Genomic DNA, 14,170 nt, shown 5'->3' on the forward strand with positions numbered 1-14,170 from the left:
TATAGGTGAAGATTATGTTGAAAATTTTTAATACCTTAACGCGTCAAAAAGAAGAATTTAAACCAATAACACCTAATCAAGTCAATATGTACGTCTGTGGTCCCACTGTTTATAACTATATTCATATCGGTAATGCCCGTTCAATCGTAGCCTTTGATACAGTTCGCCGCTACTTGGAATTTTTAGGCTATCAAGTTAAATTCGTCTCTAATTTTACCGATGTTGACGACAAGATGATCAAGGAAGCTAAGCGTGAAGGAATCACTGTTCCGGAAGTGGCTGACCGTTTCATCAAAGCTTTTTATGAAGATATTGATCAGATCAATGTACAAAAGGCAACCATCAATCCTCGGGCAACTGATAATATCGCGGAGATTATTGATTTCATTAAAGATTTGATTGAGAAAGATTATGCCTATGAATCAGATGGCGATGTTTTCTATCGAGCTAGAAAGTTCAAGCACTACGGTGAATTGTCTGACCAAAATATCGACCAATTGGTAGAAGGTGCCAGTGAACACGTTGGTGATTCTGAATTCGATAAGAAACAAGATCCAATCGATTTTGCCCTTTGGAAAAAAGCTAAGCCAGGTGAGATCAATTGGGATTCGCCTTGGGGTGCAGGGCGTCCAGGTTGGCATATCGAATGTTCAGTTATGTCAACGAAATACTTAGGTGATACTTTTGATATTCATGGTGGTGGTCAAGATTTGGAATTTCCTCACCATGAAAATGAAATCGCTCAAAGCGAAGCTAAAACAGGTCAAAAATTTGTAAATTATTGGATGCATAATGGTTTTGTGACCGTTGAAAATAACGAAAAGATGAGTAAGTCTTTAGGCAACTTTGTGACTGTACACGACTTGGTTAAGACGGTTGACCCACAAGTTTTGAGATTCTTCCTTTCATCAACCCATTACCGTCGACCTTTGGAATATTCACAATCGAACCTGCAAAAAGCTGACGATAATTTGAGTAAGATCAAAACAGCTTATAACAACTTGAAGTTCAGATTGGACAATGCTGACGAAGACGACGATGACAGTGGTATGTTTACCAAAGTTGCTGTGATAGTTGACGCCTTCAAAGCTGCCATGAATGATGATTTCAACGTTCAAAATGGCCTTACTGAGATTTTCAATTTAGTAAGCTTAGCTAACAGCTATGCTACCCAAGATATAGTTGCGAAAAATAGTGCAAATGTTATCCTAGAAGCTATGGTTAATTTGACAAGTATTTTGGGTGTACAACTAGATAGTCAGCAAGACTTATCAGCTGAGATCCAGAAGATGGTCGATGAACGTGAGCAGGCTCGGGCAAATAAAGATTTTGCCACGAGTGATAAATTGCGTGACCAACTAAAAGATATGGGTGTGATCTTAGAGGATACACCACAAGGAACACGGTGGCATATTAATGACTGATGTTAAAAAATTTAATGGTGTAACTTTAGCTTATTTAGGGGATGCCGTTTACGAAGTTTTTGTGCGTGAACATTTGCTTTCTAAAAATATTGTTAAAGTCAATGAACTCCAACACCAAGCCAAACATTACGTTTCCGCCAAAGCTCAAGCTTCATTGATAACTTTGATGCTGGATAAGGATGTTTTGACAGAAGAGGAGATTCGAGTTTACAAGAATGGTCGCAATGCTAAAAAGCAAACAAAGGCCAAAAATACGAGTGTTGTCACATATCATATGTCGACTGGTTTTGAAGCCGTCTTTGGTTATTTAGATATTACTGGTGACAAAGAACGCGTTAAAGAACTGGCACTTTGGTGCATAAATGAAGTGGAGACAGGAGCAGCTGATGACAGACAATTCAAATAATACAGAAGCAAAAGAACTAGTATATGGTGTCCATTCCGTAATGGAACTACTAAAGTCGGCTACGGCCAATCAAAGGGTCAATAAGGTCCTAGTCCAAAAGGGACTATCAAGTGAGCACATTGCCGAGGCTATTAAATTGGCTAAACGTGACCGTTTGATCGTCCAAGAAGTTCCGAAGAATAAGCTAGATGATATTAGTGAAGGTGGCAACCATCAAGGAATGGCAGCTTATATTGCCCCTTATCAATACGCAGAAATGGACGATATCTTTAAGAATGCTGAATCTAAAGGTGAAGATCCATTTATTCTAATTTTGGATAAGATTGAAGATCCTCATAACTTAGGTTCAATCATGCGAACGGCTGACGCTGTTGGTGTGCATGGAATTATTGTTCCTAAGCATCGCTCAACTGGACTAACTGCTGTCGTAGCCAAAACTTCGACAGGTGCAATTGAACACGTCCCAGTAGTCCGAGTTACTAACTTGGTCAATACTATCAAGGACTTGAAGAAACGTAATATTTGGGTTTTTGGTACCGCTATGGAAGGTGACAATTACCGTAACTGGAATGCCAAAGGAGCTGTGGCTCTAATTATTGGTAACGAAGGTAAAGGCATTTCACCACTTGTGCTTAAACAAGCAGATCAAACTTTGAATATTCCCATGGTTGGACACGTCCAAAGTTTGAACGCTTCAGTGGCAACGGGTATCTTGTTGTATCAAGCTTTTGCCTCACGTCATGCTTAAAAAATTATTAAACGAATGATTAATTTTCATTCGTTTTTTTTGTAAACAAATGTTCGCTATTATTTGAAAAATAAGTCAGGTAAGCTGATATTTATAAGGTTGCTGTCCGTAATATATTGAAATTATGTACTACGAAGACGAATTGCTTTTGGTTGAAGAAGTAAGAAGAAACGACGATTCTGAGGCTTTGGCTCAACTGGTGGAAAAGTATCATCCAATGATTGACAATTTGGCTAGTGAATATTTCATTACTAGTTTTGACCGTGATGATTGGTATCAAGAGGCCTTTATTACTTGTTTTGATGCCTGCAAAATTTTTGATGGCTCAACCGGATCAAAATTCGGTAGTTTTTTCAAAATGAAATTTAAGCATCATGTGATCGACTTAATCAGATACGAGAATGCCACCAAGCGGAAGGTAAATGGAATGACGGAATCGCTTGATGAAGTGGATCAATCGACAATGGTCAGTCCCAGTCAAAAAAATATGATTGAATTTGTGGAGCAAGTTAGAAAAGCTGCAGGTAAGATGAATCATAGTGAGCTAGTAGCTTTACGCTTTACCTTCGGCAATTTGAATCTTGATGAGGCTTGTAAGCAAGCAAAATGTTCAGATAAGAGCTTACGGTCAGCAGCTTCCAAGTGTAAAAAGAAAATCCAAAAGGCTAACGAAAAAGATTTGTCATAAGATTGCAATGGACAAAATATCCCACAGAGTTTACAATTAATAAGATTAAGATATAAATTGGACTTTGGAGATAAACATGGGATTAAGAAAAGTTGCCCTTGCTTGTACAGTTTGCGGTTCACGTAATTACACAATTACTGAAAACCCTAATCGAACAGAACGTCTAGAAGTTAAAAAGTTCTGCAAGCACTGCGGTAAACATACATTACATAAAGAAACAAGATAACCTGGAGGAACAAATGAAACTATTTAAATTTTTTGGTAGTGTCAATAAAGAAATGAAATTAGTTGTTTGGCCTACATTTAAAGAAAACAGACGTGATACATGGACTGTTATCGCAACATCACTAATGTACGCAATCTTCTTTGCTTTAGTTGATTGGGGTATCATTGCACTATTGCAACACTTTATCATGGCTAAATAGATTGTAAGAACAATAAAAATTTGCTATGATATGAGTAATGAGAGAAAACTTCGACTTGTTCGAAGTTTTTTTATTTTGAATTTTGGAGGAAATTATGGCTGAAGCTGGCGCAAAACAATGGTATGTATTGCATACCTATTCAGGATACGAAAATAAAGTTAAAGAAAATCTCGAGTCACGTGCTCAATCAATGGGTATGGAAGATTACATTTTCCGTGCAGTTGTTCCTGAAGAAGAAGAAACAAAAGTTAAAAACGGTAAAGAAAAGAAAGAAATGGAAAAGACTTTCCCTGGCTACGTTCTTGTAGAAATGGTTATGACTGACGAATCATGGTTCGTTGTTCGTAATACACCAGGTGTTACCGGATTTGTCGGCAGTCATGGTTCTGGTAGTAAGCCAGCACCACTATTACCAGAAGAAATTGATAACATCTTGAGCGAATTTGGTATGGATGCTCAAAAGCCATCTGACTTTGAAGTTGGTGAAACAGTTAAGATCACTGACGGTGCTTTCTCAGATATGACTGGTAAGATCACCGAAGTAGATGATGAACACAGAAAACTTAAAGTTGACGTTGATATGTTTGGTCGTATGACTTCAGCAGAAGTTGACTTTACAGCTGTTGAAAAGCAAAATTAGTTATTGTCAGAACTAGTAGACCGTGCTACTATATAACGGTATGTTTTTGAGACATACATGTGGGAGAGAAAATTTATATTCTCATCATGACCACATCACGGAACAAGGAGGTATGCACCGTGGCTAAAAAAGTTGCTAACGTAGTAAAATTACAAATCCCTGCTGGACAGGCTACTCCAGCTCCTCCAGTTGGTCCTGCTTTAGGACAAGCTGGTATTAACATTGTTGCCTTTACAAAGGACTTCAATGCACGTACACAAGATCAAAAGGGTATGATTATCCCTGTTGTTATCTCAGTATACGAAGACCGTTCATTCGATTTCGTTACAAAGACACCACCAGCTGCTGTTCTATTGAAGAAAGCTGCTGGCGTTGAAAAGGGCTCTGGCGAACCTAACACAAACAAGGTTGCCACAGTTACTGAAGACCAAGTTCGCGAAATTGCTGAAACCAAGATGAAAGACCTAAACGCTGCAAATGTTGAATCTGCAATGCGTATGGTTGCTGGTACTGCAAGAAGTATGGGCTTTGAAGTAAAGTAAAAGACTAGATTTAAGCAGGTTACAGGGATGTGAAAACATTCTTAACAAGTGGGAGGAGAAAATCTTATTCTCCGCATAGACCACAAAGCAAGGAGGAACTTAGCATGGCTAAGCATGGAAAGAAATATACTGAAGCATTAAAACAAGTAGATAAAAACAAAAACTATACTGCTGAAGAAGCTGTTGAGTTATTAAAGAAGGTTGACTTTGCTAAATTTGACGCAACTGTTGAAGTTGCTATCAATTTATCTGTAGATCCAAAGCAAGCTGACCAACAAATTCGTGGCGCTATCGTACTACCTAATGGTACTGGTAAGACACAAAAGGTTATCGTCTTCGCTGAAGGACAACAAGCTAAAGATGCTGAAGCAGCTGGCGCTGATGTTGTTGGTTCAGATGATCTTGTTGAAAAGATCCAAGACGGTTGGCTAGACTTTGACGTTGCTGTTGCAACACCACCAATGATGGCTAAAGTTGGACGTTTAGGTCGTGTTCTTGGACCTAAAGGTTTGATGCCTAACCCTAAGACAGGTACAGTTACAATGGATGTTACAAAGGCTGTTAATGATATTAAAGCCGGACAAGTTACATATCGTGTTGACTCAAACGGTCTTATCCACGCACCAATCGGTAAGATTTCATTTGATACAAACAAGATCACTGAAAACTTTGACACATTCTACAATGCTATCTTGAAGGCACGTCCTGCCTCACTTAAAGGTAACTATGTAACAAGTGTTAACATGACATCTACATTTGGACCTGGTCTAAAGATCAACGCTTAATTAGTGTTGACTAACTACCAAAATAATGATAGATTAATATAGTTGATTTCTACCGAAGACTCAGGTGATGAAAGTCTTAATATCCTGCCGAGGCCAGAAGATTATTTCACTTAATCTCTGTGTCCCTTGGGCACAGAGATTTTATTATTTTTAAGCCGAAATTTGTAGATATTAACTAAAAAATTGTGGAGGTGAAACGTAATAATGAAGCAAGATGTATTAGCAGCAAAACAAGCACAAGTTGATGAAATTGCTAAACAACTTACAGGCGCAAAGTCAGTAATCGTTATCGATTACTTAGGTCTTACAGTTGAACAAGCAACTGAAATGCGTGCTGAATTACGTGAACAAGGTGCTACAATGCAAGTTATCAAGAATACTATCTTGAGACGTGCAGCTGAAAAAGCCGGTGTTGAAGGCCTAGAAGAATACTTCGTTGGACCTACAGCTATTGCTTACTCAGAAACAGATCCTGTTGGACCTGCTAAAGTAGCAGCTAAATTTGCCAAAGATGTTGAATCCGTTGAAATCAAGGGTGGAATCATCGAAGGTAAAGCAGCAACTCTTGATCAAATTCAAGAACTTGCAACATTACCAGACAGAGATGGCTTGCTATCAATGTTGGTATCTGTATTACAAGCTCCAGTTCGCGACTTTGCTATGGTTGTTAAGGCCGTTGCAGACTCAAAAGACGACGAACCTGCCGCTTAATTAATTAAAAAAATAAAACTCAATATTTGGAGGATACAATAATGGCTTTAGATACACAAAAGATTATTGATGATTTAAAAGATGCTTCAATTCTAGAACTTAACGACCTTGTTAAGGCTATTGAAGAAGAATTTGACGTTAAGGCTGCTGCTCCAGTTGCTGCTGCCGGTGCTGCTGGTGGCGATGCTGCTGCAGAAAAAGACTCATTTGACGTTGAACTTACAGAATCAGGTCAAGAAAAGGTTAAGGTTATCAAGGAAGTTCGTGGTATCACAGGACTTGGCTTGAAGGACTCAAAGGACCTTGTTGATGGCGCTCCTAAGGTTATCAAGGAAGGCGTTGCTAAGGCTGACGCTGAAGACATGAAGTCAAAACTAGAAGCTGTTGGTGCAACAGTTACATTGAAGTAATACACTTTAATGATAAAATTAATCCTCGTAAGAGGGTTTTTTTTTACCCTCAAAAGGATAGGTGGAAATTATGGCTAATCAATATTTTGAAAATGATCCTAATTTGGAACATGAACTAAAGAACTTTAATTTCACATTACGTACGCACAATTTTGACTTTATGTCTGACAGTGGCGTCTTTTCCAGACAAACGATCGACTACGGTTCACGTGTCTTGATCGAAGCGATTGATTTTCAAAATATCCCAAACGGCAATATTCTTGATGTCGGTTGTGGATATGGTCCAATCGGTTTAGCTTTAGCAAAAGACCAACCTAAACGCCTTGTTACCATGGTCGACGTTAATTTAAGGGCTTTAGATTTAGCAAAGAAAAATGCTTCTAATAATCAAGTTACTAACGTTGAAATCTATGAGTCTGACACGTATAAAAGCGTTACAGGCAAGTATGCACTGATCGTATCTAATCCACCAGTTCGGGCAGGAAAAGAAGTCGTCACATCAATTTTGGCCGATTCAAAGGATTATTTAGAACCTAATGGTGAATTGTGGATTGTCTTGCAGAAGAAACAAGGCGCACCGTCTGCAAAGAAATTGATGGATCAGACGTTTGGCAATGTTGAAGTTGTTACTCGTGATAAAGGATATTACATTTTGAAAAGTAAATTGATTTAAAATATTTTGCAATGTGTTATATTCATATTGGAGGCGCTTGCAGATGAAAAAGAAAATCGTAATTGTCACAATATTATCGTTAGTTTTGGCAGGAGTACCGTTGGCAATCTATGCCGCTGTCAAATTCATGAAGAATAAGAAAATCAACAAAGAACGGGCAAGACTCGAATCTTATGTTGAAAAATATTTACATGGAAATGAAAGTTTAATGGAATTCGTGGGAACTTTGTCAGATGAGCAAGTTAAAGAATTATTGGATATTCTTGACAAGATTCAAAAAGAACAAAATCAGCTCAAGCTCAAAGCTCCAGTTTTCCCCAAATACTTAGAAAAGAAAGTAACCAATTTAATTAGTTAAAAATGATATTTTCAGAAGAAAAAATAAATGAATATATGGACTTAGCACTTGCTGAAGCTAGAGAGGCTGAGAAAAGGCGAGAGGTTCCAATTGGTTGTATCATCGTCGACAATCAAACCGGTGAAGTAATTGCTCATGGCTCTAATGAACGTGAGGAAACACAAAATGCCATCAAACACGCAGAAATAATTGCGATTGAGGCAGCTTGTGAAAAAGTCGGTAGTTGGCGTTTAGAGCATACTAGCTTATTTGTGACACTCGAGCCTTGTCCAATGTGTGCTGGTGCGATTATTAACAGTCGCATTGAAGAGGTTATTTATGGAGCCTTCGATCCCAAGGCTGGATCAGTTGGTTCAATCAATAATCTCTTGGCAGAAACCCGTTATAATCACCAGCCAGAAGTCTTAAGTGGTGTCAAAGCCGAGGAATCTGCACAACTTTTACAGAATTTCTTTCGAGAAATTCGACGCAAAAAGTAGCATTTTATAGAATTTTATAGTACTATAGTTATTGCCGTAAGGCCTTAGGGCAATGGTGCTCTTGTGAATCGTGTCAGGTTCGGAAGAAAGCAGCACTAAGTAAGGTGTGCCATGTGCCTTTTGTTATGTATATTAGCCTCCTAATCTGTTCAGGATTAGGAGTTTTTTTGTGTTAAAATTTATATATCAGTTTTTTTGAAGGAGTAAAAATGGCATATCAAGCACTTTATCGAGTTTGGCGTCCCCAAACTTTTTCTGATGTAATCGGTCAAGATGTCATCACCCAGACACTACGAAATGCCGTGGCTAGTCATATGACCAGTCATGCTTATTTATTCAGTGGTCCTCGTGGAACGGGAAAGACATCCTGCGCCAAAATTTTAGCCAAAGCTGTTAACTGTTTGAACCCGCACGATGGCGAACCTTGTAATGAGTGCGAGATTTGTCAGGCAGCTAATGAAAATCGTTTGAATGATGTGATCGAAATCGATGCCGCTTCAAATAATGGTGTCGAAGAGATCCGTGATATTCGTGACAAAGTTAAATATGCACCGACTGAAGCCAAGTTTAAAGTTTACATTATTGATGAAGTCCACATGCTTTCACAAGGGGCTTTCAATGCCCTGTTGAAAACTTTGGAAGAGCCACCAGCTAATGTCATGTTTATCTTGGCCACAACTGAACCGCAAAAGATCCCAGCGACGATTATTTCTCGAACTCAAAGCTTTAATTTCCGTCGCATCTCGTCGCAAGATATTTTGGACCGCATGGTTTATATTTTGAATGATAAACATATCAAGTATGATGAAGAAGGGCTGAATATTATCGCAGCCTCGGCTGAAGGTGGAATGCGTGATGCTTTAAGTATCTTGGATCAGGCGTTATCATACGGCGACGATGAATTGACGCTCAAAAATGCTCAAGAAGTTACAGGTGCTTTGAGTAATGAACAGATTGTTTCGTATATGACTGCAATTGCCGATAATAAACCTGACCAGGCGCTGACTAGTCTGTATCAAATTTTAGCTAGTGGTCGGTCAGCGTTACGTTTTACGGAAATGTTGATTCGGGTATGCCGTAATTTGATCCTGTATAATTCCAATTCAGATTTATCAAAGCAGATGGATGGTTCGGTGATGACTAAGGATTTATTGGCGATTGCGGATAAGTTTGACAATAGTCGCTTATTTTATATCGTCGATCAAGTCAGTGCCACGCAAAAGAATCTCAAGAATTCTAACCAAACTGATATTTATATGGAAATTTTAACTGTTAAAATTAGTGAACCAGCAGTTGTGAGTGCTTTGACCCAATCAAGCACTGAAAGTGATACCGAGCAGACGAAGGTCGAAAATATTGAATTAGATAAGCTGCGAGATGAAGTGTCGCATTTACAAAATGAAGTCAAAGATTTGTCCGCGGGAACGATTAAACCGACAGCTACGACTAAACCGAAGACTCGCCGCCGTGCAAACAACAATACCCGTTTGAATAAGACTGCGATTTATAAAGTCTTAGGTAGTGCAACCAAAGATGACTTAAATTCTGCTAAGGATATTTGGCCCGATTTAATGAGTATGCTTTCTATCTCACAACGTGCTATGATGAAAGTCTCAGAACCAGTTGCTGCTTCGGCAGATGGTATCGTAGTTGCCTTTGATTACGCCTTGTGGTTCGAGCAAGTTCAAGAAGATAGCAAGTTTTTGAATGAGTTGACTGACAATGCCAGCCGGCTTTTGAAAAAAGATTGCCAAATCGTCTTGGTACCAAAAAAAGATTGGCCTAATATTCGTAAAGAATATATTGCTAATAATATTGATTCTAAACAACCAAAAAATGTAAAATCAAATACAGAAACTAAAAAGACTAATCCCACCGTTGATGAAGCTCTTAAACTGTTTGGTGACGATATAGTTGATGTTAAAGATGACTAGGAGGAATTTTTACAATGAGTAAAGGAATGCCAAATATGGGCGGAATGGGTGGCAACATGGCCAACATCATGCGCCAAGCTCAAAAGATGCAAAAAGAAGTTCAAGCTACTACTGAAGAATTGAACAAGACTGAATATTCAGGAAGTTCAGTAGATAACTTTGTCACAGTTAAGGTTACTGGTGACAAGAAAATAGCTGACTTAACAATCAGTGAAAAGATCATTGATCCGGATGATCCTGACACTTTACAAGATATGTTAATCGATGCTTTAAACAATGCCTTTGAAGCCGTAGATCAAGATAAGCAAGCTAAATTAGGTAAATACACAAATGGGTTGATGTAATGAAATATCCAGAACCAATTTCTAAATTAATTGATAGTTACATGATGTTACCAGGTATTGGCCGCAAGACTGCTACCCGGATGGCATTCTTTACGCTTGGGATGGATAAAGAACAAGTGCAAGAGTTTGCCAACAATTTAATTTCCGCTAAAACTGACCTGAAATCATGTCGAATTTGTGGAAATATCACAACTGAAGAGATTTGTCCGATCTGTAGCGACAAGAGCCGTGATCAATCGACGATTTTAGTTGTTGAACAAGCCAAAGATATCATGTCGCTTGATGATACTAATGGTTACAATGGTTTGTACCATGTACTTGGAGGCGTCCTTTCACCAATCGATGGTGTAGGTCCAGAAGATTTGAATATCAAGTTGTTGTTGAATCGCTTGAAGGAGAACAAGAACGTCAAGGAATTGATCATCGCCACCAATGCGACTCCAGAAGGTGAAGCAACGGCTCAATATTTAGCCAAATTAGTTAAGCCAGCCGGAATAAAAGTAACTAGACTAGCACATGGATTAGCCGTCGGTTCAGATATCGAATATGCTGATGAGATGACTCTAAAGAGTGCCGTTCTAGGACGCAGGGAGATTTAACATGTTTGGTAGAAAAAAATTAACCGTGCAAAAAAAAGAAGACGATCGTCTTCTCAGTAATATCCATGTGATCCAACAACGGATCAGTAATACTCAAAGGATGATCAACAATTCAGTGGATGTTGATGATCAAACTAGACTTCATTTGAAACTTGACAAGCTCAAGTATCAGTTTTTGTATTTGGAAGCTAGGAGACGAAAGGCTCAAGCTAAGTCAACGACCAATATTATTTTCGGTGATGAGGATACTTTTTTGAAGCAGCCTAGTCGTGCGGAAAAGCACTGGTAAACCACTAATCTGATAATTTTAATTGGTTGTGTGTGGGTTCACTGCCGGCTTCCGTTCGGCTCTGAGGGGTCTGGAACGCCATGGGCATCGCTTTGAAACAATTGAAATGCGCAATTGTTTCAAAGTCGAGCCTTGTTCTAAGTGTGCTTCGCCCACTAAGAACAATTTCATGGCTTAGACCCCTCAGAGCTCTCACTACAGCCTAGGATGTTAAAACATGTTTGGATATCCCTCAAGTGAACAAGTTCAAGGGCAATAGCAAGTTCAAAGGCTAAAGATTAGGGTCAAGAACTTAAATCTTAAAAGATAAAATGAACTGGTGTCTTTAAATGAATTAATATCTTTAATAGAAATTAGAAAATGTATTGAATTGATATGATTATGTCAGTTCAATACATTTTTTGTCTTATCCTTTATCTTTTTCCCTTAAGCACTAAGGTTTTCCAGCTTCCACTCCTACCAAGCAAAATAAGCAATGGAGGATTCCTATAAATATCACTAACAAATCAAATATGCAGTATCCTAGTCAGGAGCGGAAGTTCTGGGGGATATCAGTGGTGAAATTTTACTTAATTGGCGTCTTTTGCCAATTTAGTAAAAGGTCGAACTTGAAGACAAGCGGTCTTCTTGGCTCCAAGTCGGCCCACCACGTTCCATATCCCCCAGAACTGGAGCGGATGACGGCAGTGAACATACACCCCCGTCTCTTCTTCTATAATCTTTCATTTATTTGAATTTTCAAGTAAAATAGTAGTAATCATTAGGAGAGATTAACTTATGTCAGGAATTTTTATTTCGTTTGAAGGACCAGATGGAGCAGGCAAAACAACTGCTTTGAAGAAACTTATGCCACTATTGCAGGCTAAAACAAAACGTGAGGTTGTGCTTTCTCGTGAACCTGGGGGTAGTCCCATTTCTGAAAAAATCCGCAAGATTATTTTGGATATTCATGATGAAGAAATGGACTCCCGAACTGAAGCTTTATTATACGCTGCGGCAAGAAGACAACACTTGATCGATGTGATTTTACCAACTTTGGAAAAAGATAAGGTTATGTTGAGTGATCGCTTTGTCGATAGTTCTATTGCCTATCAAGGCGGTGGTCGTGAAATCGGAATGAAAGCGGTCGGTGAAATCAATGATTTTGCCATCGATGGTCATTTACCTGACTTGACGATTTACTTTGATGTTACTCCAGAGGTGGGCTTAGCTCGGATCAGAAAAGACCATGAAGGCGCTATGGACCGTTTGGAGAAGGAAGCTATCAGTTTCCATCAGCGGGTCTATGACTCATATATGACAATCGTCAAGGCTAATCCAGAGCGTATTAAGGTAATCGATGCTCAGCAGAGTCCGGACCAAATTGTTGCTGAGACGTTAGATATCATTGTTAAAAAGTTTCCAAATATTTTTAATCAAGGAGAATAATCATGAAACTTATTGTAGCCATTATTCAATCAAAAGATAGTCAACAATTACAAGCAAATCTTGTGAAAGATAATTTTAGAGCTACCCAATTGTCATCAACTGGTGGTTTTCTAAAGGCCGGTAACTGTACATTCTTAATCGGTGTGGAAGAGGAAAAAATCGATGATGCTTTGGCAATCATCAAGAAAACTTGTCACACAAGATCTCAATTCGTTACACCAACATTTCTTATGCCAGAAGCCGCTTCTAGTTTGAGTGAACCAGTTGAAGTTCAAGTCGGTGGAGCAACGTGCTTCATCTTGCCTGTTGATAAATTTGTGAGATTTTAGAATGGAAAAAATTATTGAAGAGCAACCTAAGGTTGTTCACGAATTTCAAAAAATTATTTCTGCCAAGATGTTGTCACATGCTTATTTGATCGACAATGCTTCCTCTAAAATTAGACAACAAATGGCAATTTGGTTGGCCCAGAGTCAGTTTTGCGAACATTTGCAAGGTGGACTTCCTGACCAAACGTGTCAAAAATGTCAGACGATTGCTCTTGGGGATAATCCTGATGTTTTGGAGATCAAGACCGACAAGCAGAGTATCGGTGTGGATGACGTGAAGTTTTTCAAAAAAGAAGCCAATATGGCCGCTACCCAAGGTAATCGACGAATCTTGATCATTGATGAAGCTGAGAAGATGACAGTGCAAGCTGCGAATAACTTGTTGAAAACGATTGAGGAACCAGAAGGTAACTTGATGATTATTTTATTGGCCGATTCATCTAAACAAATTTTGCCAACTATTTTGTCGCGTGTGCAGATTTTTCACCTATCGAATCAGAGTAATAGCGATGAAATTGCTAGTTTAGTTGAGCAAGGTTTTAAAGAAGAACAGGCACTGCGTGCTTTGAAGAGTTCGGATATAAAATATTTAGAAGCTATAACTGGTGAAAAATATCAATCGTTAACTACAGCACTCACCAATTGGTTGAAAGAAGTTAACAATCAAAAAATAAATTGTTTTGTCGACATACAGACTGATGTCATGCCATTAGTCGAGAATAAAGATCAACAACATTTGGTTTTCGACATGTTGAATCAAATATTTAGTGATATATTATCAATTAGGTACAATTTAGAAAAATCGATTTTAACCAAAGTTGATCTCTTGAGCCAAAAGAGCATACCACAATTGGTTAAAATGTCCGATGAATTATTCACAGCTGAACAGATGTGGAAAAGTAACGTATCATTTCAAGCTATTCTAGAAGATTTATCATTAAAATATGTAGATTAGTAG

Annotated in this window: 21 protein-coding genes, 1 other RNA gene and 1 other annotated feature; all 22 genes read left to right on the forward strand. The window is 38.5% G+C overall.

All coding sequences use genetic code 11. The features are described from left to right. Positions 1 to 14: 14 nt before the first annotated feature. The 22 genes from cysS to ACG72T_RS08695 all read left to right on the forward strand — a co-directional run bounded on the left by cysS (position 15) and on the right by ACG72T_RS08695 (position 14,167). The gene (cysS, locus tag ACG72T_RS08590) at positions 15 to 1,424 is read left to right on the forward strand and encodes a cysteine--tRNA ligase (RefSeq protein WP_395265799.1); all 1,410 of its coding nucleotides are present in this window, start codon (positions 15 to 17) and stop codon (positions 1,422 to 1,424) included. Then, positions 1,417 to 1,830, forward strand: a complete 414-nt coding sequence (locus tag ACG72T_RS08595; protein ID WP_395265800.1) for a Mini-ribonuclease 3 — start codon at positions 1,417 to 1,419, stop codon at positions 1,828 to 1,830. Before cysS ends, ACG72T_RS08595 begins: the two co-directional genes overlap by 8 nt. Further along, entirely contained in the window at positions 1,811 to 2,578 is a 768-nt protein-coding gene (gene rlmB, locus ACG72T_RS08600; RefSeq protein WP_395265801.1) for a 23S rRNA (guanosine(2251)-2'-O)-methyltransferase RlmB, read from the forward strand. Before ACG72T_RS08595 ends, rlmB begins: the two co-directional genes overlap by 20 nt. Before the next feature lie 124 nt (positions 2,579 to 2,702). Continuing rightward, positions 2,703 to 3,266 carry a sigma-70 family RNA polymerase sigma factor gene (locus tag ACG72T_RS08605; RefSeq protein ID WP_395265802.1) on the forward strand — a complete coding sequence of 188 codons (564 nt, stop codon included), beginning with the start codon at positions 2,703 to 2,705 and terminating at the stop codon, positions 3,264 to 3,266. A 76-nt stretch (positions 3,267 to 3,342) separates the two neighbouring features. Next, on the forward strand, positions 3,343 to 3,492 hold the full coding sequence (rpmG, locus tag ACG72T_RS08610) for a 50S ribosomal protein L33 (protein WP_075887434.1): 150 nt from the start codon (positions 3,343 to 3,345) through the stop codon (positions 3,490 to 3,492). 13 nt (positions 3,493 to 3,505) lie between these two features. Continuing rightward, positions 3,506 to 3,691, forward strand: a complete 186-nt coding sequence (secE, locus tag ACG72T_RS08615) for a preprotein translocase subunit SecE (RefSeq protein ID WP_395265803.1) — start codon at positions 3,506 to 3,508, stop codon at positions 3,689 to 3,691. A gap of 94 nt (positions 3,692 to 3,785) precedes the next feature. Further along, entirely contained in the window at positions 3,786 to 4,331 is a 546-nt protein-coding gene (nusG, locus tag ACG72T_RS08620) for a transcription termination/antitermination protein NusG (RefSeq protein ID WP_395265804.1), read from the forward strand. 119 nt (positions 4,332 to 4,450) lie between these two features. Next, positions 4,451 to 4,873 carry a 50S ribosomal protein L11 gene (gene rplK / locus ACG72T_RS08625; RefSeq protein WP_025085249.1) on the forward strand — a complete coding sequence of 141 codons (423 nt, stop codon included), beginning with the start codon at positions 4,451 to 4,453 and terminating at the stop codon, positions 4,871 to 4,873. Positions 4,874 to 4,977: 104 nt separating this feature from the next. Next, entirely contained in the window at positions 4,978 to 5,658 is a 681-nt protein-coding gene (gene rplA / locus ACG72T_RS08630; RefSeq protein WP_395265805.1) for a 50S ribosomal protein L1, read from the forward strand. Between the two features lie 34 nt (positions 5,659 to 5,692). Continuing rightward, positions 5,693 to 5,812: a sequence feature (ribosomal protein L10 leader region), on the forward strand. 50 nt (positions 5,813 to 5,862) lie between these two features. Beyond that, positions 5,863 to 6,369, forward strand: a complete 507-nt coding sequence (gene rplJ, locus ACG72T_RS08635; protein ID WP_395265806.1) for a 50S ribosomal protein L10 — start codon at positions 5,863 to 5,865, stop codon at positions 6,367 to 6,369. 41 nt (positions 6,370 to 6,410) lie between these two features. Then, positions 6,411 to 6,779: a 50S ribosomal protein L7/L12 gene (gene rplL, locus ACG72T_RS08640; protein ID WP_395265807.1), complete on the forward strand. Its 369-nt coding sequence runs from the start codon at positions 6,411 to 6,413 to the stop codon at positions 6,777 to 6,779. Positions 6,780 to 6,849: 70 nt separating this feature from the next. After that, entirely contained in the window at positions 6,850 to 7,452 is a 603-nt protein-coding gene (locus tag ACG72T_RS08645; RefSeq protein WP_395265808.1) for a class I SAM-dependent methyltransferase, read from the forward strand. Between the two features lie 43 nt (positions 7,453 to 7,495). Beyond that, on the forward strand, positions 7,496 to 7,810 hold the full coding sequence (locus tag ACG72T_RS08650) for a hypothetical protein (RefSeq protein WP_395265809.1): 315 nt from the start codon (positions 7,496 to 7,498) through the stop codon (positions 7,808 to 7,810). A gap of 2 nt (positions 7,811 to 7,812) precedes the next feature. After that, a complete protein-coding gene (locus ACG72T_RS08655; protein ID WP_395265811.1) occupies positions 7,813 to 8,289 on the forward strand; it encodes a nucleoside deaminase in 477 nt (158 codons plus the stop codon). A gap of 43 nt (positions 8,290 to 8,332) precedes the next feature. Next, positions 8,333 to 8,415: signal recognition particle sRNA small type (gene ffs / locus ACG72T_RS08660), an RNA gene on the forward strand. Between the two features lie 83 nt (positions 8,416 to 8,498). After that, complete coding sequence (dnaX, locus tag ACG72T_RS08665; RefSeq protein WP_395265812.1) at positions 8,499 to 10,223, forward strand: DNA polymerase III subunit gamma/tau; 1,725 nt, start codon at positions 8,499 to 8,501, stop codon at positions 10,221 to 10,223. Positions 10,224 to 10,258: 35 nt separating this feature from the next. Further along, complete coding sequence (locus tag ACG72T_RS08670) at positions 10,259 to 10,567, forward strand: YbaB/EbfC family nucleoid-associated protein (RefSeq protein ID WP_395265904.1); 309 nt, start codon at positions 10,259 to 10,261, stop codon at positions 10,565 to 10,567. After that, positions 10,567 to 11,166, forward strand: coding sequence for a recombination mediator RecR (recR, locus tag ACG72T_RS08675; RefSeq protein ID WP_395265813.1), 600 nt, complete (start codon positions 10,567 to 10,569; stop codon positions 11,164 to 11,166). The genes ACG72T_RS08670 and recR overlap by 1 nt, the downstream gene beginning before the upstream one ends. 1 nt (position 11,167) lies before the next feature. Beyond that, positions 11,168 to 11,455, forward strand: coding sequence for a YaaL family protein (locus ACG72T_RS08680; protein ID WP_395265814.1), 288 nt, complete (start codon positions 11,168 to 11,170; stop codon positions 11,453 to 11,455). Between the two features lie 777 nt (positions 11,456 to 12,232). Next, positions 12,233 to 12,883 (forward strand): dTMP kinase, encoded by a 651-nt coding sequence (gene tmk, locus ACG72T_RS08685; protein WP_395265815.1) that lies wholly within the window; start codon positions 12,233 to 12,235, stop codon positions 12,881 to 12,883. Between the two features lie 2 nt (positions 12,884 to 12,885). Beyond that, positions 12,886 to 13,212 carry a cyclic-di-AMP receptor gene (locus ACG72T_RS08690; protein ID WP_395265816.1) on the forward strand — a complete coding sequence of 109 codons (327 nt, stop codon included), beginning with the start codon at positions 12,886 to 12,888 and terminating at the stop codon, positions 13,210 to 13,212. Position 13,213: 1 nt separating this feature from the next. Next, positions 13,214 to 14,167 (forward strand): DNA polymerase III subunit delta', encoded by a 954-nt coding sequence (locus ACG72T_RS08695; protein ID WP_395265817.1) that lies wholly within the window; start codon positions 13,214 to 13,216, stop codon positions 14,165 to 14,167. Positions 14,168 to 14,170 lie beyond the last annotated feature (3 nt).

The organism is Companilactobacillus sp. FL22-1 (assembly GCF_043951805.1).
Taxonomy (GTDB): domain Bacteria; phylum Bacillota; class Bacilli; order Lactobacillales; family Lactobacillaceae; genus Companilactobacillus.